At 37.2% G+C, this 21,387-nt stretch carries 20 protein-coding genes and 2 tRNA genes; 8 read left to right on the top strand and 14 right to left on the bottom strand.

Annotation, left to right across the window (positions count from 1 at the left end; all coding sequences use genetic code 11):
- Nucleotides 1-77: 77 nt before the first annotated feature.
- Nucleotides 78-2,771 (bottom strand): M14 family metallopeptidase, encoded by a 2,694-nt coding sequence (locus Q0940_RS16370; RefSeq protein WP_299270910.1) that lies wholly within the window; start codon nucleotides 2,769-2,771, stop codon nucleotides 78-80.
- A 332-nt stretch (nucleotides 2,772-3,103) separates the two neighbouring features.
- On the bottom strand, nucleotides 3,104-4,561 hold the full coding sequence (locus Q0940_RS16365) for a hypothetical protein (RefSeq protein ID WP_299270909.1): 1,458 nt from the start codon (nucleotides 4,559-4,561) through the stop codon (nucleotides 3,104-3,106).
- 213 nt (nucleotides 4,562-4,774) lie between these two features.
- On the opposite strand from Q0940_RS16365, the gene Q0940_RS16360 reads away from it, so the two are divergent.
- The 5 genes from Q0940_RS16360 (at nucleotide 4,775) to Q0940_RS16340 (ending at nucleotide 9,246) form a co-directional block, all read left to right on the top strand.
- Complete coding sequence (locus Q0940_RS16360; protein WP_299270907.1) at nucleotides 4,775-5,383, top strand: outer membrane beta-barrel protein; 609 nt, start codon at nucleotides 4,775-4,777, stop codon at nucleotides 5,381-5,383.
- Nucleotides 5,384-5,510: 127 nt separating this feature from the next.
- Nucleotides 5,511-6,371, top strand: coding sequence for a DUF1444 family protein (locus Q0940_RS16355; protein WP_299270905.1), 861 nt, complete (start codon nucleotides 5,511-5,513; stop codon nucleotides 6,369-6,371).
- Nucleotides 6,372-6,590: 219 nt separating this feature from the next.
- A complete protein-coding gene (locus Q0940_RS16350; RefSeq protein WP_299270903.1) occupies nucleotides 6,591-7,184 on the top strand; it encodes a hypothetical protein in 594 nt (197 codons plus the stop codon).
- Nucleotides 7,185-7,930: 746 nt separating this feature from the next.
- Nucleotides 7,931-8,146 carry a DUF2892 domain-containing protein gene (locus Q0940_RS16345; protein WP_299270901.1) on the top strand — a complete coding sequence of 72 codons (216 nt, stop codon included), beginning with the start codon at nucleotides 7,931-7,933 and terminating at the stop codon, nucleotides 8,144-8,146.
- Nucleotides 8,147-8,451: 305 nt separating this feature from the next.
- Nucleotides 8,452-9,246 (top strand): hypothetical protein, encoded by a 795-nt coding sequence (locus Q0940_RS16340; RefSeq protein ID WP_299270899.1) that lies wholly within the window; start codon nucleotides 8,452-8,454, stop codon nucleotides 9,244-9,246.
- A 194-nt stretch (nucleotides 9,247-9,440) separates the two neighbouring features.
- Here Q0940_RS16340 and hisA read toward each other — a convergent pair whose 3' ends face one another.
- From hisA to hisG, 6 genes are read right to left on the bottom strand one after another with little or no spacing between them, the layout of a single operon-like run.
- The gene (gene hisA, locus Q0940_RS16335; protein ID WP_299270897.1) at nucleotides 9,441-10,217 is read right to left on the bottom strand and encodes a 1-(5-phosphoribosyl)-5-[(5-phosphoribosylamino)methylideneamino]imidazole-4-carboxamide isomerase; all 777 of its coding nucleotides are present in this window, start codon (nucleotides 10,215-10,217) and stop codon (nucleotides 9,441-9,443) included.
- 3 nt (nucleotides 10,218-10,220) lie between these two features.
- Nucleotides 10,221-10,901: an imidazole glycerol phosphate synthase subunit HisH gene (hisH, locus tag Q0940_RS16330; RefSeq protein ID WP_299270895.1), complete on the bottom strand. Its 681-nt coding sequence runs from the start codon at nucleotides 10,899-10,901 to the stop codon at nucleotides 10,221-10,223.
- The gene (gene hisB, locus Q0940_RS16325) at nucleotides 10,901-11,974 is read right to left on the bottom strand and encodes a bifunctional histidinol-phosphatase/imidazoleglycerol-phosphate dehydratase HisB (RefSeq protein WP_299270893.1); all 1,074 of its coding nucleotides are present in this window, start codon (nucleotides 11,972-11,974) and stop codon (nucleotides 10,901-10,903) included. The genes hisH and hisB overlap by 1 nt, the downstream gene beginning before the upstream one ends.
- Nucleotides 11,971-13,089, bottom strand: coding sequence for a histidinol-phosphate transaminase (hisC, locus tag Q0940_RS16320; RefSeq protein WP_299270891.1), 1,119 nt, complete (start codon nucleotides 13,087-13,089; stop codon nucleotides 11,971-11,973). Before hisC ends, hisB begins: the two co-directional genes overlap by 4 nt.
- Nucleotides 13,082-14,428 carry a histidinol dehydrogenase gene (gene hisD / locus Q0940_RS16315; RefSeq protein WP_299270889.1) on the bottom strand — a complete coding sequence of 449 codons (1,347 nt, stop codon included), beginning with the start codon at nucleotides 14,426-14,428 and terminating at the stop codon, nucleotides 13,082-13,084. The genes hisC and hisD overlap by 8 nt, the downstream gene beginning before the upstream one ends.
- Before the next feature lie 5 nt (nucleotides 14,429-14,433).
- The gene (gene hisG, locus Q0940_RS16310; protein ID WP_299270887.1) at nucleotides 14,434-15,333 is read right to left on the bottom strand and encodes an ATP phosphoribosyltransferase; all 900 of its coding nucleotides are present in this window, start codon (nucleotides 15,331-15,333) and stop codon (nucleotides 14,434-14,436) included.
- Nucleotides 15,334-15,768: 435 nt separating this feature from the next.
- On the opposite strand from hisG, the gene Q0940_RS16305 reads away from it, so the two are divergent.
- Nucleotides 15,769-16,080: a hypothetical protein gene (locus Q0940_RS16305; RefSeq protein ID WP_299270886.1), complete on the top strand. Its 312-nt coding sequence runs from the start codon at nucleotides 15,769-15,771 to the stop codon at nucleotides 16,078-16,080.
- 95 nt (nucleotides 16,081-16,175) lie between these two features.
- Here Q0940_RS16305 and Q0940_RS16300 read toward each other — a convergent pair whose 3' ends face one another.
- Together Q0940_RS16300 and Q0940_RS16295 are read right to left on the bottom strand one after the other, a co-directional pair.
- On the bottom strand, nucleotides 16,176-16,511 hold the full coding sequence (locus tag Q0940_RS16300; RefSeq protein WP_299270884.1) for a DUF962 domain-containing protein: 336 nt from the start codon (nucleotides 16,509-16,511) through the stop codon (nucleotides 16,176-16,178).
- An 82-nt stretch (nucleotides 16,512-16,593) separates the two neighbouring features.
- On the bottom strand, nucleotides 16,594-17,232 hold the full coding sequence (locus Q0940_RS16295; RefSeq protein WP_363323593.1) for a GNAT family N-acetyltransferase: 639 nt from the start codon (nucleotides 17,230-17,232) through the stop codon (nucleotides 16,594-16,596).
- Between the two features lie 145 nt (nucleotides 17,233-17,377).
- Between Q0940_RS16295 and Q0940_RS16290 the strand changes: the two genes are divergently transcribed.
- Complete coding sequence (locus Q0940_RS16290) at nucleotides 17,378-17,608, top strand: DUF2789 domain-containing protein (protein ID WP_299270883.1); 231 nt, start codon at nucleotides 17,378-17,380, stop codon at nucleotides 17,606-17,608.
- 116 nt (nucleotides 17,609-17,724) lie between these two features.
- On the opposite strand, the gene Q0940_RS16285 is transcribed toward Q0940_RS16290, so the two are convergent.
- Nucleotides 17,725-18,333, bottom strand: a complete 609-nt coding sequence (locus tag Q0940_RS16285) for an ABC transporter substrate-binding protein (protein ID WP_299270881.1) — start codon at nucleotides 18,331-18,333, stop codon at nucleotides 17,725-17,727.
- Between the two features lie 258 nt (nucleotides 18,334-18,591).
- Between Q0940_RS16285 and Q0940_RS16280 the strand changes: the two genes are divergently transcribed.
- Entirely contained in the window at nucleotides 18,592-19,377 is a 786-nt protein-coding gene (locus Q0940_RS16280; protein ID WP_299270879.1) for a TatD family hydrolase, read from the top strand.
- Nucleotides 19,378-19,494: 117 nt separating this feature from the next.
- Here the strand turns inward: Q0940_RS16280 and Q0940_RS16275 are convergent, their stop codons facing one another.
- The 3 genes from Q0940_RS16275 to Q0940_RS16265 form a co-directional block, all read right to left on the bottom strand.
- The gene (locus tag Q0940_RS16275; protein WP_299270877.1) at nucleotides 19,495-20,271 is read right to left on the bottom strand and encodes an SDR family NAD(P)-dependent oxidoreductase; all 777 of its coding nucleotides are present in this window, start codon (nucleotides 20,269-20,271) and stop codon (nucleotides 19,495-19,497) included.
- An 881-nt stretch (nucleotides 20,272-21,152) separates the two neighbouring features.
- Nucleotides 21,153-21,228, bottom strand: a tRNA-Val gene (locus Q0940_RS16270).
- Nucleotides 21,229-21,311: 83 nt separating this feature from the next.
- A tRNA-Val gene (locus Q0940_RS16265) sits at nucleotides 21,312-21,387 on the bottom strand.

Genomic DNA, 21,387 nt, shown 5'->3' with positions numbered 1-21,387 from the left:
TAATGCGGTGTTCACTTTAAATGTCCTGTGCATTAGGCAACTAATGCACGGGACAGAATTGAATGGCTAATGTGTTGTTAGTTATTTCTGCCACTTTGTGCATGAGCAGCTGCACGGAAAATGGTATTGGTTAATAGCAGGTTCATGCCTTCTAAGTAAGCGCGGTAGGTTGGTGATTGAGTGAAACCAATGACCATGCCTTTACCTTGAGGTTGATGAACCAACAGTGGTTTATAAGCCAGTTGCGCTTTATTTTGTTCCCACAAATAACCGCTTGCTAGCACTTCATCTTTTGCTGCAAACCAAGCTAAATTTTTGCCAGAGTTTAATGTGATTGGCGTGTAAATATCTCTACCGTAGGCAACGGTAACTAACTGTTTGTCTACACCCGCAGTGAGCCAATGTTCTTGATCTACTTCAATATTTGCCAGCACTCCAGCTACATAGTCAGGGGAGGTTTCATCTTCAATAATTGATTTAGCTAAATCGCTTTGAGACTTAAATAACTGTCCTGCTACCTTGTTTTCACTATCATCATCTGAGCTTGGTTTATCTTTGCGGAATGCGTTTTCACGTTTAATGTCTAACAAGCCATATTCAGCATTGGAGGTAAAACGGTTAGCGCTGCCTAAGGCTATTAATGTACCGCCGTTTTGCACCCAACGTTTTAGGTTTTCTGCACCAGACTTGCCTAATGCTCTTTGATAGTTCCCCTCTGGTAAAATAAGAACTTGATAGTCACTTAAATCTGCCCATGCCAGCACTGGTGTACGAATAGCCGTGACAGGGTAGCCAAGTTGACGTTCAATCACAAAACGGGTGTTACCGGCACTTAGCTCAGACGTTGGAGTATCCCAAGCAATTGCAATTTTTGGAGCTATCATGGGAACTGATTTTCCGCTTCCAAAGCTTGGGCCTTCAGTTACCCAGCTGGTGTTAACGCCTTCAACAATAGCGCCAGTCTGTTTGGCTATGTTGTTAATCTTTGTTAGTAAAGTATCGTCATTTAAGCGTGTTTCAATCACTAAGCTGCCAGCTGGATAACTTGACTTACCGTTAAGAACAAAAGCTTCATCGGCACTTTTTAAGTTAATGCCAGCTTGTAATGCTGCGGTTAAAAATCTTGCTGAAGCCATATCGCCCCAAGCTACCAAATAAGCTACGCTAGCATTTGGATTAATAACCTTACCAACTAAGTGTTGTTCTTGATTTACTTTATTGCTGGCAACTTTAATTTGATCATCACAGGTTTGGGTGTCGACATTAAACATTTTAGGCAACGACCAACCCGTTACATCGTAAATTTGATCATTTAAATTGCGAGCTCTTCGTCTTTCTTGCTCTTTAATAAAGTCTTCATCAATATCAACTTGATCAGTAAAGGTTGTTTTAACAAACAAACCGCGTGGCTGTGCAGTATCAATAAAGTAACTACCTGCTTTATAATTTACGCCGCAAGCTTTAAAGTTAGCGGTGGCCTGTTGAACCTCAACGCCATGTTTAGCCATTAATGTTGCTAATCTATGGTTGCCTTCACGGTTTTTGTCGCTTGGCATAATGTACACTCTTTCTTCACTCTTTTTACCTGCTGCAATTGCATTACGCTGATATTGATAAAAGTCAGAAAGTATTTTCTTACGGGCATTGGCTGTACCTTCTGCGGTAGAGATAGCTGCAATAAAGTTTTTTTGAACAGTGTTAAGGTATGTAAGAGTGTCGCCAGTTTTCTTTTCAAATAAATGGCCACGAGAAGAACCTACTTCATAAGTGGAGGCAGACGCACCATAAAATACCGGCCAGCTGTCACCATATCCTGGGTAAAAGGCATCAAAAATCTCACGAGTAAAATAGTCGTGTCCAAATTTATCAAAGTGCTTAGCATGGTTACGACCAATTGCATCCATGTTGTCTATTTGCGTTTTAGTCATAAATGGATTGAACGGTTGTGCCGCTGGAGCAAAATAAAATGACTGATCGCCCCCCATTTCATGCAAATCAATCACTACCTGAGGTTTGTGTTTATTGATGGCACTCACTTTGCCTTGAGTCTCAGGTTGAGTTAGCGCCAGCCAATCTCGGTTCATATCAAAAAAATAATGGTTTACACGTCCTCGTGGCCAAGGCTCGTTATGTTCGGCACTTAATCTGTCGGCACTGTGTTGCATGCCTGCGGTAGCGTAATAACGAGAGACAAAACGCTCGCGTCCATCTGGATTTTGTAACGGGTCAATAAATACTAGCGTGTTGTCGAGGATGTTTTTATTGGTGCTTTGATTCTGCGCTGCCAATAAATGATAAGCGGTAAACATGGCAGCATCTGTTGTACTTATTTCATTGCCATGCACGGCATGTTGTAACCAGACAGACGCAGGAAGATTTTTAATGATCTTATCTGCTTGTTTTTTACTGGTAACTCTTGGGTCCGCTAAAGCTTGAGTTTGGGCGGTAATATCATCTAAGGCTTTTATATTCTCAGCTTTACCAATTACTACATATATTAGCTGTCGTCCTTCCCAGCTGGTGGCGTAGTTAAACAGTTTCATACGATCTGGAGCCGCTTTTTGTAAGGCGTCAAAATAACGACGCATTTCTTGGTGGTTAGCAATGCGTTCGCCAACATCGTAGCCGAGCACTTGCTTAAACGTTGGTATTTTGGCGTCGTACGTTGTACCAGGCCACATAGAGTCGGTATTACTTGTGTTGGCATTAACATGAGCTGTGACGGCCAAAAGGCACATGGACACCGCTATAATTAGTCGATTCGCTATCATTGATATTCCACCTAGAAGGAAATGTAAGTAAAAAGGGTAAGTACAAGAAAGCAACATTACAAAACTATTGGAAGGAAAGAAATAAAAAGCGTTTAGTCACCAGATAATCGAGGTAGTTGATAAAGGTATAATGCAGACACCCATCTGTATTATTGATGTGAACAAATAGTCCTTTCTCAGCATCCATGCTTCGAATTTCATCAAAAACAATATCTAACAAAGTAATTTTGTGATGGAGACTTTAAAGCAAAAACGCGAACCTGCGGTTCGTTGCTACTCAATTGACTTATTTGTTTTTGAAAATTAGAGTGGGTGTCCTTGTTGTATTTAAATTAATCCATCCAAGTAATCGCTAAACCATTTTCTTTTAAAGCAACAAAAAGATTATTGTTTGAATATATCTCTACGACACCGCTTGCTAGAAAATTTGCCATTTCAGCATCTTGAAAGCCTACTGAATTACTATCCCAAGTAATAACAGAGCCATCACTTTTTAAAGCGACATAGTCATCCATATCAGTATAGGGACTAGTAACATAGTGTGAAATTTTATTAATACCTATATCGTTATCATTGATAATGGCTTCATCGGCTTCACTCAAGTTATAATTTCCCCAAGTGAAAAGGCTACCATCTGCTTTTAAAACCGTAAAATCTCGAAAGTAGAATTCATTAGTCGAGTAAATATCTACTATGTCATTACCAAGTATACTTGAAGCGTTTTCTACAAAATCAATGTCTTCTTCAGTTGCATAATAATACTCGGTTTTTGAATTTTTCCAAAAAACAGCTGAGCCATCTGTCTTTAATGCGGCAAAAGCATATTCAAAGGCATATACATTACTAACATCGTTAATTAACTGATCTGCAACCTCTGCAATATCGCCAACAGTTCCCCAAAAAATAACGGAACCATCTGTTTTCACAGCGGCAAAAAATTTATTTGTTGATAAAATATTAACAATATTACTTGATAACTCGTTTGTAACATCACCTGATAATATTGTCTCATTATTGATATAACTGTAGATGCCTTTATCTCCACCATTCTCAGCATTTCCCCAAGTAACGACTGAGCCGTCAGATTTTAAAGCAACAAAAACATTTTCATTAGTATAGATATCAATAACATTTCCACTTAACAAATTAGAAGGGGAGCTACCTCCATAACTACTATCACCCCAAGTAACAACGGAACCATCACTTTTTAATGCAGCGAAAGCATGAAGGGTAGAATATATTTTAGTGACATTATTAGTAAGCTTTGCAGCAACAGAGTCTCTTCCATTTATAGTGCTACCACCACCAGAATTCAAACTTCCCCATGTCACCACTGAACCATCATTTTTTAAAGCCGCAAATGCAGCTGCATTACTATAAATATAGGTAATATTATTTGTTAATTTATCTGCTACAGAAGTCAGAAATATTTCAGAATTATCGTTACTGTTAGAGTTTTCAGCATAAGTATAAAATTCAGCGGTACCACCACTGTCAGAGTCACCCCAAGTAACCACAGAGCCATCGTTTTTAAGGGCAGCGAAAGCTGATTTGGTAGAAAAAATTTGACTAACATTTGTTTTTAACTTGTGACTAACATTAGATATATCACCTCCATAGGAACGCTCACCCCAAGCAACAACTGACCCATCAGTTTTAATTGCCGCAAATGCATAATAATTAGGAGTGATTGTAGCGACATCTCCTATATAGGTGACATGCTCATCTATGCAACTGGATAAAATAAAACAACAAATTATAGCCGTTAGACTTTTTTTTATAATACTCATTTTAATCCTAGGACGTCCTTTTATGGTAAGTGAAGGTACTTTTATTGAGTCACTTTAATATATTATATGAATAATAACAAAACGATAGTGATACATTTTTAGTATATTAACGGCGCTATAATTTGATTTCACTTGACCTTGATTAGCTTTTAACACAAATTACACATGACATATATTCGATATAAAAATATATAACTTTTTTAGGAACATTAAATGAAATTATTACTGACCATCACTACTTTTTTTGTCAGTTGCTTATCTTTAGCAGAAGAAGTTGAACGTAATAATTGGTATGCCGGTTTAGGTATTGGAAACGCTTTTTATACCGATGATAGCTCAGAACGAAGCTCCGTAAGCAAGGATGTTTTTGCAGGCTTTAAACCTAACCGTTATATCTCTATTGAGTTGCAATATACTAATTGGGGTAAATATGACAATGACAACTCAGTTTTAGATCACGTAGAAATAGAATCTGTAGGAGTAACAACTTATGGTATTTTACCTATAGATAATACTGGCGTTGAATTAACTCTAGGTTTAGGTATTCACAATACAATCTATAGTGAAAAGTTTAATGTTGAAGGTAAAACAATAAACACAACAAGTAATGATCCATTTAGCTTGTTTGGCACTGTTGGGATAAATTATACTTATGTAAATACTCCCAATATCACCTATTCTTTCAAGTTGAAAACTCACCAGCTTAGCTTTCATTACGAGTTAAATGATGGCCCTCTTAGTGAAAATGATGGCGTTACGGGTCTAGATTCTTTTGGCAGAACTATTAATTCAATTAACTTTTCTGCTCAATATAATTTTTGACATTTAGCATCATGAATAAAACAGGGCAGGGTTCATTAAAATACTAATCCAGTGAATTTATTAGGGGCGATTTTCGTGAAAGTGGCTGGCTCTCGTATAGCCTTTATCGTGATGTTTTGGAGAAGATATGAAATATTTGTTAATTGTTTTAATTCTTGTTTTTGGGCAAAACTCTTTTGCTAAAGAGTATATTTCAGAAGATGAATTTACTGATAGATATATAGCAGTTGTTCAAAATAAAAGCACAGGCTTATCAATAAAGAAAATAACAAGTTTAAATATTGAATATGAAACAAAGTCAGGCATTCAACAACGTTCAAATTTGCATAATGCATATTTGAAATACAGAGCTAATCCTGAAGATTTGAGCTCTATATTAGATGTATATAGCAATTCTTTGGTTGAGACTGTATTGGAATTATCAAAGGATATTGATAGAAATCGGATATTCCCGGTTATTAAAGACAAAAACTATATTTTACAGATAAGCTCAATGGTGAGAGAAAAACACGAAGATAAAGAAATGCCTTTTCTTTATAAAAAACTTAATGATGTGCTGTATTTGGTTTTTGCTTTAGATACTGAAAGTTCTATGCGCTTTCTTAGCAAAAAAGATCTTATAAAACTCGAATTGGAAGAAACTGACTTACTTCCTTTATCAATAGAAAATCTCAAGCGCGAGTTTGCAGGGCTAAGTGTAAAAGGTGATCCTGCTGGCTTATCTATGTTAATAGCTGATGGTAATTATGAAGCGTCGTTTTTTATTGTGGATAGTCTTTGGGACAAAAAAATATTCCCCGTTCAAGGTGATATCGTACTCCACATGCCTGCAAGAGATACGGTACTCATTACAGGCTCTGAAGATTTAGACGGTTTGAAAAGAGTATCTGAGATTATTAGTGATAATACGAATAACCTTGCCTATCCAATAACAAATGTTGGTTTCATTAGGAAAAATGACGCTTGGGAATTATATAAACCAAAATAGGTATTCGTCCTTATTAACCTTTTAATCGTGATTCTAATTCCCCCTTGGGAGTTTGTTGAAGTTAAAGTAAATACTTCGCGCTCAACTTCGAGACAAATATCGATAGACCGGAGTATTCAAACTAGTGGCTTTTTTAGCTTGAGTGGGCCTTTTGGTGGAAATGTAGGCCCTACTAATGTTCGTTTACTTAGACTAGTTACAAAATAATGGGTATAAAATATGGCACACTCTATTCTGGCTCAATGTAGAGAAAACTTACATGAACAAGGGTTTATTAAACTTGGAGCTTGTCAAGGCGTCGAGGTTTATATCAAAGGCTCAAAAGATGAAATAAATATAGGAGTTACTCTTATAAAGCAACCAAATCAGGCATACCCAACGATCAAGTTTGGAGTATTACATCATTCTGTGATGAGCAACTCTGTAGATATTCCTGCGATAAAAAAAATTGCGGCTATTATGCTCACAACTAGCTCGGTCATTATAGAGGGAAATACGTTCTCTGTATTAAAAAATAATAGTGATAATGAAAAGTTTACAAAAATATTTAAAGACGAACTTCATAAATTTAGCTCTATGGAACAAGATATTTTAAATGATTTTAAAAAGTCTATGGTTTTGCTCATTCGACCTAAGCTATTCTCGGAAGATAACATTGGGGTTATATATTTATACGGACTAATTTATAAAAAATTATGTGGTAATAGCATAAAGCACATTATTGAAGAGTGCAGGTTAAATTTAGATAAAGAGCCGGAAGAATTAAGACAGTTTAATTTTAAAATCGCTCATTGTAGTTTTTTGCAAAAATAAATGACAAATAAAAAGTTAAAGTGAGAAGTTTGGTGACATTTAGAACAAGGACACATATGGACATGTTATACAGTAGATACTTATGGGAGGGGTAAAGGATAATGATTTACGCATATATAGTAATATCAATCCTTCTGTGCTTTGGATTAGTAAAATCTGCTCAAAAAGTTGGCAGCTCTACCAAAAAAGAGTCACTTGTGTTTTTATTGATAATTGCACTGTGTGGTGTGTTTCATTATCGAATGTTTTTGTATGGTGAAGTTGGGCCAATCATCTTAAATAATGGAATGTTGCTTGATGTCAGTTCATTTCTTTTTTTCATATTTATATGTGTTGTTCCTGTTAATACTCTGAGAAAAGCAGCTGAGAATACTAGAGATTAAATAACACAACCAATGGGAGCAGAGTCTGAGCTATCTCCGTAAATAACAAGGACCGGCACTTAAAATGCGATTCTGTGTTCGTTTCTAATTAATTGGCTTATTTGTTTATAAAAAATTAGAGTCGTTTCTTTTGTTGTATTTAAATTAATTCTTCCAAGTAATTGCTAAACCACTCTCCTTATATTAGTAATCTCTAATTCAATATAACTAGAAACTATATTAATTTAGAAAATGCTAATATAAGTTATTTATAAATTAGTAAAATCTAATGTAGTATAGGTCCATTAGATAATTCTAGTGCATGCCGTTTATGGTGTGCTTTATTAATTTTTTGCTATTAGTCTTAGTTATTGGAGTATGAATATGTCGTTAGAAAAAGCGTTAAATGCATTTGCAGGATTTATGATTTTGGTGTCGGTTGCTCTTACTGTTTACGTACACCCTAACTTTATGTGGTTTACGGTATTTATTGGTGCAAACTTATTTCAACAAAGCTTCACAGGCTTTTGCCCAGCATCAATTATTATGAGAAAAGTAATTGGTTTAAAAACAGAAAGAGAAATAGCGCTGGGGAAGTAGTGTTAATTTAATCGTCCTAAGTAATAAAAGACAACACAGAAACAAAAAAGTAGAATCCAATTTACATTAGATTCTGCTTTTTTATGCAAGTAGCTCAACTCGAAACTTACCTACAACTTTAAATTCGCTTCTACTCTGAATTACATAACAAAATCTACTCCGAAATTGATTATCCTCTCAAGATAAAAGAAAATATCTAATGTATTTATATCACATTTGAATCCTTAAAAAAAAAGACTACTTTAATCTTGGTGTGGTTGTTTTTTGACCATTTTGAGATTAAATAAATTAAAAAGGATTTAAAAATGAATAAAAAAATAATGATATTGATACTAACTATTCTTCTTTTTTTTACCTCACAGAAAGTGATTTCAGCAAGTCTTATTCAAGCCTTACCGGCGACTCAAGCTTATTTGGGTAATCATCCGGATGTTGTATTGAAGTCAAAGCTAGGAGGGTGCCATCCAAAAGATAGCTTATATCGTAGCTCTATAAGCTTAACTTTTGATAATAATGGTAATCCAACAAACTCATATCCAGATGTTTTTAGTTGTATTAGTGACGGTGGTAGTTTTCCGGAAGAAGAACTTGTGAAAGTTGATCCTTATGTAAAGCATGAGTTAGCTAAAAAATCTTCTATCGACAAGACTAATACTGAATTTGCAGGTTTTAACTGGGGAGCTGGATTTGCATTTATTGGTATGGACGAAGAATCAATTAAAGATGTATCAATTGAAGATGGTGTAATATCCATAAATCATTCAGGAAAAAAGTCCGGTGTTCTATTGGTTGAAAGTCACTATTATTGGACCTTTTCGAAAGATGATAGCTATGGATTCGGGCCATATGTGGCAATAGGAGTGATAGGAGAGAACGGTGTAAACCCACTTTCAAATTATGGAGGTGGCATAATGTTTGGTGGAAAACAAATCGGCAGTCAATCTTGGAATATTGGATTCGGTGTTTATGTAGATACTGAAACAGTTAGATTACGTGAGCAGTTTACTGATGGCATGATTACAACTATTACAGATCCACAAAGGTTAACATATAAAACGGATGCTACAGGCTGGATGATTATGTTCTCAGCTAACTTTTAGTTAGCATTACAGTAGTTGATTATCAAGTGTTATTCATTCGTATTAGTTCAGGTAGGGGTAATTAATTAAAAAGCAGAACCTAATTTATATTAAGTTCTGCTTTTTTTATGCAAGTAGCCCAATTAAGCTTTTTCTAGCTTACAGCCTTACAGCCTTACAGCCTTACAGCCTTACAGCCTTACAGCCTTACAGCCTTACAGCTCGCTCTTCGCTTCTTCCCAGCTTGTTAACGCCTCAGAAACACTAAACTTACCTTCCAACAATGAACGACCTAATATTACGCCGCTAGGTGTTGCGTTAGCTGTGCCTGAGTTGATCAATGACGGTTTAAGCTGTGTTATGTCATCCAAGCAACTTATGCCGCCAGAGGCTTGCCAGCTGATAGTTGGGAACTGTGCTGCTAATTCTTTGTAAAGCTGTTGGTTTGGTCCTTGTAATGTGCCGTCTTTGTCTATGTCGGTACACAATACATGTTTTAAACCTACCGATAAGAAGTCGTTTACTAGTGGCTCAAGCTCTACGCCTGAGTCTTTTTGCCAGCCGTGCGTGGCTATGCATTTTTTACCCTCTTGATTTATGTTGATATCAAGGGCTAATACGATGGCTTCTGTGCCGTATTTGTTGATCCAGCTTTTAACAAGTTCAGGTTCTTGTACTGCAAGTGAGCCAATTACCACGCGGCTTACGCCTGAGGCTAAAAGCTGTTTTACGTCATCTTCTGTTCTTACACCGCCGCCAGCTTGAAACTGCATACGTTTGCTGTCTGCCATGGCTTTGATTAACGTTAGTTGACGTTTGCTTGTGTCTTTTGCGCCTGTTAAGTCAACTATGTGTAACCATTTAGCGCCTTCGTCGGCGTATTGGTTTACTAGTGTTACCGGGTCTACACTGTATTGGGTTTTTTGGGCGTAATCGCCTTGGTATAAACGGACGACCGCGCCGTCAATTAAATCTATTGCTGGAATGATCATGAGTTACATCCGAATAAAGTTTTGTAATAAGGTTGCGCCTGCGTCACCGCTGCGTTCAGGGTGGAATTGCACACCGTAAAAGTTGTTGTTACCAATCGCCGCAGAAAAGCCTTGGCCGTATTCGCAACTGGCTAAGGTGTATTGTGATATTGGCGCACAAAAACTATGAACAAAGTAGAAGTAACTTCCATCTGCAATACCAGCAAACAATGGATTGTCTTGCTCGACTTTGATCTGGTTCCAACCCATGTGAGGGGAAACCAAATCAGCGGTATCCATGCGTGATACTTCCGTTGGAATAAGTTTTAAACAATCTACGCTTTCGGTAATGTTGCTGGCAATGTGGCTGCCAGGCACTTCGTTAGAAAACTCAGTCATTAATTGCATACCTAAACAAATGCCCAAAACAGGTTTGGTTATTTGCTGAATGGTTTCAACTAATTGCTTTTGTTTAATGTTATTCATGGCAGACGAGGCAGAGCCTACGCCGGGTAAAAATACTTTGTCGGCCGCTAAAATAACTTGAGGATCGTCAGAGACGGTAACCGTTACACCCAAACGTTCAACAGCAAATTTAACCGAAGAAATATTAGCGCAGCCAGTGTCGATAATAACGATCTTTTGTTCGCTTTCTTTTTTACCAAGAGCTGTTTTATCAAGTGCCTCTGTTTTATTAACTGCCATCACAACGCCCCTTTAGTTGACGGTAATACATCGCCTTCTACTTTTATAGCTTGGCGCAATACACGGCCAAATACTTTAAACAGGCTTTCTACTTGGTGATGTGCATTGCCTTTGGTTGTGCTCAAGTGCAAGGTAATCGCCATTGTTTGGGTTAACGAGTAAAAGAAGTGCTCAATCATTTGAGTAGACAATTCACCAACACGTTCTTGGGTAAACTCAGAGTTAAACACTAAAAATGGACGACCAGAAATATCTAATGTTGCTTCTGCTTTGCATTCATCCATAGGAAGGGCAAAACCAAAACGGCCAATACCACGTTTGTCACCAAGGGCTTGTTTTAATGCTTCACCTAAGGCTAGGGCGGTATCTTCTACTGAGTGATGGTCGTCAATGTGCAAGTCACCGTCAGTGGTTAAGTTTAAGTAAAACCCACCGTGTGTGGCGATTTGATCTAACATGTGATCAAAAAATCCCATGCCTGTGTTAATAATTGGCTTTTGGGTAGAGTCTAAATCAACAAATACATTGATGTCAGTTTCAGAGGTAGTACGCACAACTTTAGCGGTACGGCCTTTTGGCGCAAAGCTTTGTTCTATCTTCAACCAGTTGTTGTCAATTGGGTCGTATTTAATACCAACAATACCCATATTTTCAGCCAGTTGAATGTCTGTTTCACGGTCGCCAATGACAAAGGAGTCGGTGAAATCAATTAAGCCTTTTTGTAAGTAATCTTTCACTAAACCTAGGTTTGGTTTACGGCAGCTACAGTTTTCGTGATCAAAGTGCGGACAAATAAGCACATCGTCAAAGGTAACGCCTTGGCTTTCAAATATGTCCATCATCTTGTTATGTGGCGCATCAAAGTCAGCTTGTGGGAATGCATCTGTCCCCAAACCATCTTGATTAGATACCATCACTAATCGGTAACCTTTAGCTTGTAGGCGTGTAAGAACAGGAATAACCATAGGTTCAAAAACTAATTTTTCTAAGGTATCCAGTTGCTTATCAACTTTTGGCTCTTCAACTAACGTGCCGTCACGGTCGATAAATAAGATCTTTTGCTTTGTTGTCATAGTGATTGTTCAACCTTTGAAAATATAGAATTGACCTGTTCCATTTGTTGTTGGTTACCAATAGAAACGCGTATGGTGTTTTTCAACATTAATTGTTTGGACTGATCTCTTAATAATATGTTTTGTTGCTGGAATGTTTGCATGGCCGTTGCAGCAGTTAATTTGCTGTTTAGCTTTAATAATACAAAGTTAGTTTGTGACGGATAGACTTTTTCGACAAACGACCACGTTTTGGCGTTTGTTATAAAACTATCGCGCAGGGCATTAAGCTCTGCCACTTTGCTTTTCATCCAGTTAATGCCATCTGGTGATAATGTTTGCGCTGCAATTTGTGCCACAGGAGCAGAAATTGGGTAGGGCGCAATCACCTTTTTTAAGGCGTCCATTATATTGTTGTTGGTTAAGGTAAAACCACAACGTAATCCCGCTAAACCAAATGCTTTTGATAAGGTACGAAGTACAACGACATTATCGTATTTGTTAATTAATGAGACGCTGGTGGCCTCAGCACAAAACTCGATATAAGCCTCGTCCAATACCACAATGCAATCGTCAGCCGTAGACTCAATAATCTTAATGATGTCCGCTATGTTAACTAAGTCACCCGTTGGGTTATTAGGGCAGCAAATGAAAATTAAGTTAGCTTTTTGTTTATTGGCTAAAATATTGTCTACGTCTAATTGCAAGTTGCTGGTATTTGACGAGGCTTTTTCGAGCAAGGGAATAGTGATAACACCAGTGCCATGTGTTTTAGCACTGATAGCGTACATACCGTAAGTAGGCGGACAAATAATAATGTTGTCATTTGAACTGCAAAAGGTACGAATAAGTAATTCAATGCCTTCGTCTGCACCACGAGTGGCTAACACTTGCTCTGGTAAAACACCGGCATAGTTTGCATAACCTTTGATTAAAGGTTCTGGCTGAAAGTCCGGGTAACGGTTATACATTGACGGGTCAATGGAAACAGTAGGCACATACGGGTTTTCGTTTGCGTTAAGCCAAGTAGTTTCAACCTCTGCGGCATTTGCCATGGAGAATAAACGACGAGCCGACTCATATGGAACCAAATCTTTTAATTCGGTTCTGATTAATTTATTTACTAAATCAGTCATTGTTGTTCTCTTTCAGATCTTCTTTTATTTGATCTTCTTTAATCTGGTCTAGGCGCACTTTCACGGCGAGTCTATGAGCATCTAAGCCTTCGGCTTTAGCAAGTGTCATAATGGCTGGGCCAATATTACTCATGCCTTGTTTTGATACTTCTTGCACGGTGAATTTACGATTAAAGTCAGCCAAGTTTAATGAACTTAATACCTTTGAATAACCATAAGTTGGTAGTACGTGGTTAGTGCCACTGGCGTAATCGCCTGCGCTTTCCGGTGTATAAGCACCAAGGAAAATAGACGCTGCATTATCTAACTCAGGTAATAAGGCTCTAGGGTTTTCTGTTTGTACAATTAAATGCTCAGGTGCATACGAGTTACTGATCTCAATCGACTGCGCTAAGCTGTCGGTTAAAATCAATTGGCTGTTGGCTAAGGCTTTTTTAGCTATGTCCATACGAGGTAATAAGGTTAGCTGTTGCTCAAGTTGAACTTGAACTTGCTCTATTACTGCCTTGTTATCACAAACCAAAATAACCTGTGAGTCTGGGCCGTGTTCTGCTTGCGACAATAAATCTGCCGCAATAAACACAGGATTAGCAAACTCGTCAGCAATCACTAACACTTCAGACGGGCCTGCTGGCATGTCGATAACTGAACCTTGGCTGTCTTGATTCACTTGTTGTTTGGCTTCTGTTACAAAGCTATTGCCTGGCCCAAATATTTTATCTACTGCTGCAATTGAGTCTGTACCGTAAGCTAATGCGGCTACAGCTTGTGCGCCACCCACTCGATATATCTCTGTAATGCCACATAGTTTGGCAGCATATAAAATCTCGGCAGTAATACCGCCGTAGTTATTTTCAGAGGTATCAGGTGGTGTACATAACACCACTCGTTTACAACCAGAAATTTGAGCCGGAACGCCTAACATTAATACCGTAGATGGTAACGGTGCGCTGCCACCTGGGATATAAAGCCCAACGGAACTAATCGCTTTTGTGATCAATTCACAAACCACACCGTCACTGGTTTCAATACTAATATCGTTAGCGATTTGCGCTTTATGAAAAATGACTATGTTGTTATAAGCAAGTTCAATAGCAGCCTTAGTTTCATCGGTTAACAATGAAAGAGACTTAGCATGTTGAGCCGGACTTAACGCAACTTGATCTAACTTAATACCGTCAAACTTTTCAGTCAGCGAAAGAAGAGCGTTATCGCCTTGTTCTCTCACTTGAGCAATCAGTTGCGCTACAGCGTCAGACAAACCTTGTTTGTTATTCATAACAGGGCGTTGTAATGCTCGTTGCTTTTCTTGCTCAGATAATTGTTGCCAAACAATCATGAAAGTTACCCCATCATTTTTTCAATTGGCATAATAAGAATTGAGGTACAACCTAATTGCTTTAATTGTTCCATCGTTTCCCAGAATAGAGTTTCTTTACTTACCACGTGGATAGCAACTTGCTCATCATTACCAGATAGTGGCAATACTGTTGGGTTTTCAGCGCCCGGTAATAAGTCTTTAACTTGCTCTAATTTAGATTTAGGCGCGTGTAACATAATGTATTTAGACTCTTTAGCCTGCATTACGCCGTTTATTCTTGGCAATAACGTATCAACAAGTGCTTGTTTGTCGCCGTCAAGAGGTTCTGATTTTTGAATTAATACCGCTTTTGATTGGAAAATTTCAATCGCTTCATACAAGCCATTCGCTTCTAATGTTGCGCCGGTAGAAACTAGGTCACAAATTGCTTCAGCAATGCCAGCTCGTGGAGCAACTTCAACAGAACCCGTTAACATTACTGGAGACGCATTTACGTTTTTCTCTTTTAAATAACGCTTTAATAATTGCGGGTAAGTTGTTGCAATGCGTTTGCCTTCAAAAGACTCTATACCTTTATAATCAAATTCATTTGGTACAGCGATAGATAAACGACAACCGCCGTATTCCAAACGTTTTAATACTTGGTATTCAGCAGGTTCGTTTGATGATTGACGCTCTAGCATTTTCTCTTCTAGCTCGTTTTCACCAATAAAGCCTAAGTCTGCAATACCGTCCATAACTAAACCTGGGATATCGTCATCACGTACTAATAATAAGTCGATAGGTAAGTTTGTTGAATGTGCGATAAGAAGGCGATCGCGGATTGATAGTTTTACACCAATCGCTTTTAATAATTTAATAGACTCGTCGCTTAATCTACCTTTCTTTTGTATCGCAATTCTTAATCTAGTTGTGTCTGTCATTTTGTTGTCCAATTATTTACTGTTTAAAACGAAAAAAACCCTGAAGATTGGCCTCCAGGGTTTTATATGATTTTTTGCTGGAGGCTTCTATTTTTCAAATAGCCGCCAGCGAAATAAGCTGAAAACTATTCCGATGGAAAATGATGATGCCAGTTAAAATTAGTTTTCATTATTCTTACTTCTTTATATTCTTTAAATTGAGACGCTAAATTAAGTCGAGAGCGTAAATATTGCAACCCTTTTTTTATAACTAAACATAAAAAATTTGAAAAAAAAGAATATTGGTCGATAAATGTACAATTAAGCAAGGTTAACTTAATATTAACCACATAAAGTAGATGGTTTATGGCACAGTAGTCACAAGCAATTTAACAAGGCTATTCAAAAACCGTCTATTCAATAGTTTATTCTGTAGATAGTGAACGGAGAATGATAATGACAGATATTATATACAATGTACTCACTAGGCCAATACCGAGTGATCCAGATAAAATAGACGCTTATCATTTAGCTAAGGTTGCTAAAGATGCGAAAGTGAAACGTATAGAAGATGACGATCCCAATGCTGATCAAGAAAAGCCTAAAAAAAACAATAAGCACAATAAAGGTGAAACTAAAGGGCAATCTAAAGAGCAAGGAAAAGAATCCGACGTTAATGATCATGGAGAACGTGTAAATGAAGATGAGCATGGACGAGGTAAATATAAAGACAAAGATGGTGTTGAACACTTAGACATCTTTGTCTAGTCGTTTATCTGTAACTCTAGAGACTATCAGTGGCTTTTATAAGAGGCTCTTATTTTAGCTCAGTAGCTAAAACAAATAACAGAAACATTGGCGGTTTAAGCGGTGACGCCTGCATCCTTTAATTTTTTGGTTATCTGGCCAGTTAAAAAGTCTTTCAACATAACCCAATCACCAAGCAAACTATAAAATGGATATGTAAACGTAGCAGGGCGGTTCTTCTCTATGAAGAAATGTCCAACCCAAGCAAATCCATAACCAATCACCGGCAATACCCATAACAATTTATATTGGCTGGTACTTATAGCAAAAAACAACACAGACAAAACAAGAAAACTACCAATATAGTGTAAAGCTCTGCATGTTGAATTACTGTGCTCTCTTAAATACGTAGGGTAAAATTCTCTAAAACTACTAATTTTGTTACTTGTCATGTATTTACCTTAAAATCGCTTATGTCTTATATTACTTAATATGAGCATCATTTACACTAAAATATTTATTTAGCTTTAAACACTATTTATTTTTAAACATAAGAGTGCCAGTGACTTTACCCATTTCAATGGTATCTAATTTTTTGTAGTTGTCATCATTAAACAAGGTTAGATTTTTATCTTTGGTAACAAAGATCGCGACGCCTTCACTGATACTATTTTCTTTGATTATGGTATCTACGGCTTTAATTAAGTAACGGCCTAATCCATGTTGCTGGTGGTCTGGGTGTATCGCAATAAAAGTTAATAAATGATAATGCTGGTAAGGGATAGAGGCGGCAACACGTTTTTCTTTTTCAATCATGTTTTGGGTACTTAAAACCCCGGCACTTAACATCATTTTTAAACGCCAATGCCAAAACCTGTCAGGTTCTAATTCTGCTTGAGGTTCTATTAAACAAGCAACACCTAATAAATGCTCACCAGAGAATAAGCCTATCATTGGTTGTTTAGTTTTCCAGAATGCAGCGAGTTCTTCACGGATAGCACCGCGTAATCGTTTGTCGTAATCGGGTTTAGTGTGTTGGAAAATATCTAAAAATACGGGATCATCTTGATAAGATACAAATAGTAATGATGCGGCTAAATTAATGTCTTCAGCATTAAGTAGTATTGCTTTAATGCTGTCGTTTTCCGTCATATTTTGCGTGACATCCATCATATTATACCCTTAGTTATTTTATTGTTTTTATTAAATTAACAAGTGTTGAGTGATTAGCCAACTAAATTTTATATCATATGCAATAATAAGAGTTTATGTTAAAAATAGGCAGCCCCTTAAACTAAACTATAAAAGGTAGAGAGTTATGGATACATCAGTTCACAATATTGCTGCTTTATTTGCACAGCTAGGATTAGACAATAGTAAGGAAGGCATTGAAAATTTTGTAAAAAACAGTGTTATAGCCCCTAACGTTTCAATTGAAAATGCAGAGTTTTGGAATGTTGCTCAAGCGAGTTTTTTAGCAGACTCATTACAAGAGGACTCTGATTGGTCGGAAATAATAGATCAGTTGGATATAATGTTACGTAATTAACTATTTGTTAGATTTGACATGTAAAATATAGAATAAAAAAAACCGGCTGAAATATCAGCCGGCAAACAAACCACATTTGATTCTTACCACTTAAATAGGAGAGGTGTGAATTGAGGTTATTCAGTTAACATATTAGTAACGTATTCAATGCCTTTAGTTCTTAAAGGTGTCGATAACTCTGAACGTTTAGAGTCAATCAAACTAATACCTTCAACAATTAAATCATAAGCTTTCCATTCGCCCGTTTTACTGTTTTTACGTAATTTGAAAATCATGTCGATGGTTGGAGCATCATCTGAAAGTAATTCAGTTTTAATATTGATCATGCTTTTATTACCAATACTTTTATGTGCTTCATATCTAACTGTTTGGTTATTATATTGAGATAGCGCTGAAGAGTATGTTCTCACTAAATTAGCTTTCATCGCATCTACAAAATTACTTCGCTGTTCTCTAGTTGTCTTTTTTAATTGAGTACCTAATACTTTATAAGATGCAAATGTCACATCTATATAAGGCATTAAAGTTGATTCAATAATAGATTGCATATTTGCATCATTTATTTGGTCTTTAGCTTTTGCTTCGCCAACAGAAGTAAACACTTGTTCTCCCACGTTTTTAATCATCGTATAAGGCGACTCTACATCTGTTGATAGAGCGTGGCTTGAAGTGGACAATAAAGTCGTAGCAGTTAAGCTAAATATAAGAGTTAATGATTTTAACATGGAGCCTCCTTCGTTAAATAATATAGTTAAGCAAATAGTTAAGTATTTACTGGGGTTGTGTGTTTTTAAAGTGTGTGAAGTATAAAACCGACCGATCGGTCTGTAAAGTCTAATATGCAAGTTAAGTTATAAGAAAAATCTAAGTCTGCACATCTAGTTCTAAGCTGCAGGCTTTATTTTTAATGGTGGGGCTAGGTTTATAGTGTTAAATAATGGATAATCGTATCAATAGATATTTTCCAATTGGTTATGAATAGTATGCAATTAATAGACTCTCATTGTCATTTAGACAGAATAGATTTAGAAAAAGAACAAATAGAATTTGAACAACTGATCACAAATGCAGCCGCCGCAGATGTTAAACATCTATTGTGTGTGGCTATTTCAATGGATCAATTTCCATCTATGTTTGAAAAAGCCAAAGCGTATAACAACGTGTCATTCTCTTGTGGTGTTCACCCATTACATGTTGGGGAAGACAAAGACTTTAAACTTGAGCAGTTAGCTCAGCTAGCAAGTGAACCTCGAGTGGTTGCAATTGGTGAAACAGGTTTGGATTATTACTATTCAAAAGACACTGTTAAACAACAGCAACATTCATTTGAACATCATATTGATGTGGCTAACACGATGGATAAACCGTTAATTGTCCATACACGTGATGCAAGAAAAGACACTATTGATATTTTAAAAAGTAATCAGGCTGACAAATGCCAAGGTGTATTGCATTGCTTCACTGAAAATTGGGAAATGGCAAAAGCTGCTTTAGATATTAATTTCTATATTTCAATTTCTGGCATAGTAACGTTTAAAAATGCAGTTGAATTACAAGAAGTGGTAAAGAAAATACCATTGGATAGATTGTTAGTTGAGACAGATTCACCATATTTAGCGCCAATGCCGCACCGAGGTAAACAAAATCAACCCGCTTATGTAAAACATGTTGCTGAGTTTATTGCTGGTTTAAAAGGCGTTTCTGTTGAAGAAGTGGCTGAAGTAACAACCAATAACTTTAAACAGTTATTTAAAACCGCTAAGGTATAACCTAAACAGTTAGTTTGAAATGGCCTACATCTATTAAAGAGTAGGCCGTTTCATCTTCACACCTTACAGCCTTAAAACTCTCAAATTCTCAAACCTTCCAGCCCTCAAGCCTTAAAACTATCTTGGCTGCATTCTAATAGCACCATCGAGTCGAATGGTTTCCCCATTGATATAAGCATTGCTAGCGATATGAACGACAAGATCACCAAATTCTTTTGGTAGTCCCATACGTTTAGGGAATTGAATATTATCGACCAAGCTTTCTTGTACTTTGTCAGGCATACCTAATAACAATGGCGTTCCCATAATACCTGGAGCAATTGCGTTTACTCTAATTCCTGCTTTAGCTAAATCACGTGCCATAGGCAAACTTAACGCGATAATACCGCCTTTACTAGCTGCATAAGCTGATTGTCCCATTTGACCTTCGTAACCTGCGACAGAGGCTGTGTTGATAATAACGCCACGCTCTAATGCTTCTCCCATTACTTCATTTTTAGCCATGTAATGCGCTGCAATACGAGCCACGTTAAAGGTACCAATTAAATTAATATTAATGGCCAGTGCAAATTTTGATAAAGGCATTGCCTCGCTTTCACGGTCAAGTACTTTAGCTGCGGGAGCAATACCCGCACAGTTAACACAAATATGAATGGCATTGTAATGTGCAATTACATTTTTAAAGGCTTGCTCCGTTGATTCTTCATTGGTGACATCAACAATTTGGAATATTGCGTTTTCTTCACCTAACTCAGCCACTGCGAGTTTTGCGGCTTCTTCGTTTAAATCAAAAATCGCTACTTTAATACCTTGAGCTACAAGCTGGCTGCAAGTTGCTCGGCCAAGGCCAGATGCTCCGCCAGTCACTACGGCAATTTTATTATTTAAATCCATTGTTTTTCCTATTTGTACTCAATTAATTTCTTAGCCACTTTTTAAGAGGTATCTGACAAATACGAGTTGCTAAACTTTGCCGGCTTATTCATAAATAGAAGTAACTCTAACGTCTCGAATTAAGTATTTCTACGGATACTCTTTACTGTAATCTAAAACTAGGCGACATTTGTAATGCGTCAAAACAAGCTCTGGTTGCTATTTAAGACAAGCCACATATATGTTGTTTCTTCAGCATTTCCTTTTATTGTCAGCCATTGAATTAATGTGCATTAAAAGATTAACAAAGAAAAGAATAGGGCGGTAAATAAAGAATTGGGTTATGTATTGATATTTTTACTGGCTGTAAAGTTGGTATTAAATAACGGTGAACTGGCGCTGCATTAGTGTTAGCGGGCTTGAACCATTTTTTAATAATAGAATTAAATTTGAGATCATCTAATTAATTTGAAAGTGGTGGGCCATGCTGTGTTAACGGGGTCGAACCATTTCGAATGATGTTTTTTTAGAATTTAGAAAGTTGGTAAGTATTGACTAGTTTGAAAGTGGTGGGCGCTGCTCTTGTATAAGCGGGCTCGAACCATTTGAGATAATGTTTTTTAGAATTTATTGACTAGTTTGAAAGTGGTGGGCCATGCTGTGTTAACGGGGTCGAACCATTTCGAATGATGTTTTTTTAGAATTTAGAAAATTGGCAAGTATTGACTAGTTTGAAAGTGGTGGGCGCTGCTCTTGTATAAGCGGGCTCGAACCATTTCGAATAGTATAAAATAGATGATTGGCATTGATTGGTTTGAAAGTAGTGGGCCATGCTGTGTTAGCGGGCTCGAACCATTTGAGATAATAGAGTTAAGTTTGAGAGAATCTAACTAGTTTGAAAGTGGTGGGCGGTACTGGGCTCGAACCAGTGACCCTCGCCTTGTAAGGGCGATGCTCTCCCAGCTGAGCTAACCGCCCACTTTCAGGAGTTCTTTTTAGTTATTTCGGTTACTGTCTCTTGGATAGAGGACTAATAGCCAAAGTAACTATTGTATTTAGATTGGTGGGCGGTACTGGGCTCGAACCAGTGACCCTCGCCTTGTAAGGGCGATGCTCTCCCAGCTGAGCTAACCGCCC

This window comes from uncultured Psychrosphaera sp., from assembly GCF_947500655.1.
In the GTDB taxonomy this organism is placed as follows: Bacteria; Pseudomonadota; Gammaproteobacteria; order Enterobacterales; family Alteromonadaceae; genus Psychrosphaera.
Note: the sequence above shows the minus strand (reverse complement) of the source record. Positions and strands in the feature narration are given on the sequence as shown.

What these genes read in the sequence shown, in the direction of transcription:
- Q0940_RS16370 (WP_299270910.1), bottom strand. Translation starts at nt 2,771, where the DNA reads ATGATAGCGAATCGACTAATTATAGCGGTGTCCATGTGCCTTTTGGCC.
- Q0940_RS16365 (WP_299270909.1), bottom strand. Translation starts at nt 4,561, where the DNA reads ATGAGTATTATAAAAAAAAGTCTAACGGCTATAATTTGTTGTTTTATT.
- Q0940_RS16360 (WP_299270907.1), top strand. Translation starts at nt 4,775, where the DNA reads ATGAAATTATTACTGACCATCACTACTTTTTTTGTCAGTTGCTTATCT.
- Q0940_RS16355 (WP_299270905.1), top strand. Translation starts at nt 5,511, where the DNA reads ATGAAATATTTGTTAATTGTTTTAATTCTTGTTTTTGGGCAAAACTCT.
- Q0940_RS16350 (WP_299270903.1), top strand. Translation starts at nt 6,591, where the DNA reads ATGGCACACTCTATTCTGGCTCAATGTAGAGAAAACTTACATGAACAA.
- Q0940_RS16345 (WP_299270901.1), top strand. Translation starts at nt 7,931, where the DNA reads ATGTCGTTAGAAAAAGCGTTAAATGCATTTGCAGGATTTATGATTTTG.
- Q0940_RS16340 (WP_299270899.1), top strand. Translation starts at nt 8,452, where the DNA reads ATGAATAAAAAAATAATGATATTGATACTAACTATTCTTCTTTTTTTT.
- hisA (WP_299270897.1), bottom strand. Translation starts at nt 10,217, where the DNA reads ATGATCATTCCAGCAATAGATTTAATTGACGGCGCGGTCGTCCGTTTA.
- hisH (WP_299270895.1), bottom strand. Translation starts at nt 10,901, where the DNA reads ATGGCAGTTAATAAAACAGAGGCACTTGATAAAACAGCTCTTGGTAAA.
- hisB (WP_299270893.1), bottom strand. Translation starts at nt 11,974, where the DNA reads ATGACAACAAAGCAAAAGATCTTATTTATCGACCGTGACGGCACGTTA.
- hisC (WP_299270891.1), bottom strand. Translation starts at nt 13,089, where the DNA reads ATGACTGATTTAGTAAATAAATTAATCAGAACCGAATTAAAAGATTTG.
- hisD (WP_299270889.1), bottom strand. Translation starts at nt 14,428, where the DNA reads ATGATTGTTTGGCAACAATTATCTGAGCAAGAAAAGCAACGAGCATTA.
- hisG (WP_299270887.1), bottom strand. Translation starts at nt 15,333, where the DNA reads ATGACAGACACAACTAGATTAAGAATTGCGATACAAAAGAAAGGTAGA.
- Q0940_RS16305 (WP_299270886.1), top strand. Translation starts at nt 15,769, where the DNA reads ATGACAGATATTATATACAATGTACTCACTAGGCCAATACCGAGTGAT.
- Q0940_RS16300 (WP_299270884.1), bottom strand. Translation starts at nt 16,511, where the DNA reads ATGACAAGTAACAAAATTAGTAGTTTTAGAGAATTTTACCCTACGTAT.
- Q0940_RS16295 (WP_363323593.1), bottom strand. Translation starts at nt 17,232, where the DNA reads ATGATGGATGTCACGCAAAATATGACGGAAAACGACAGCATTAAAGCA.
- Q0940_RS16290 (WP_299270883.1), top strand. Translation starts at nt 17,378, where the DNA reads ATGGATACATCAGTTCACAATATTGCTGCTTTATTTGCACAGCTAGGA.
- Q0940_RS16285 (WP_299270881.1), bottom strand. Translation starts at nt 18,333, where the DNA reads ATGTTAAAATCATTAACTCTTATATTTAGCTTAACTGCTACGACTTTA.
- Q0940_RS16280 (WP_299270879.1), top strand. Translation starts at nt 18,592, where the DNA reads ATGCAATTAATAGACTCTCATTGTCATTTAGACAGAATAGATTTAGAA.
- Q0940_RS16275 (WP_299270877.1), bottom strand. Translation starts at nt 20,271, where the DNA reads ATGGATTTAAATAATAAAATTGCCGTAGTGACTGGCGGAGCATCTGGC.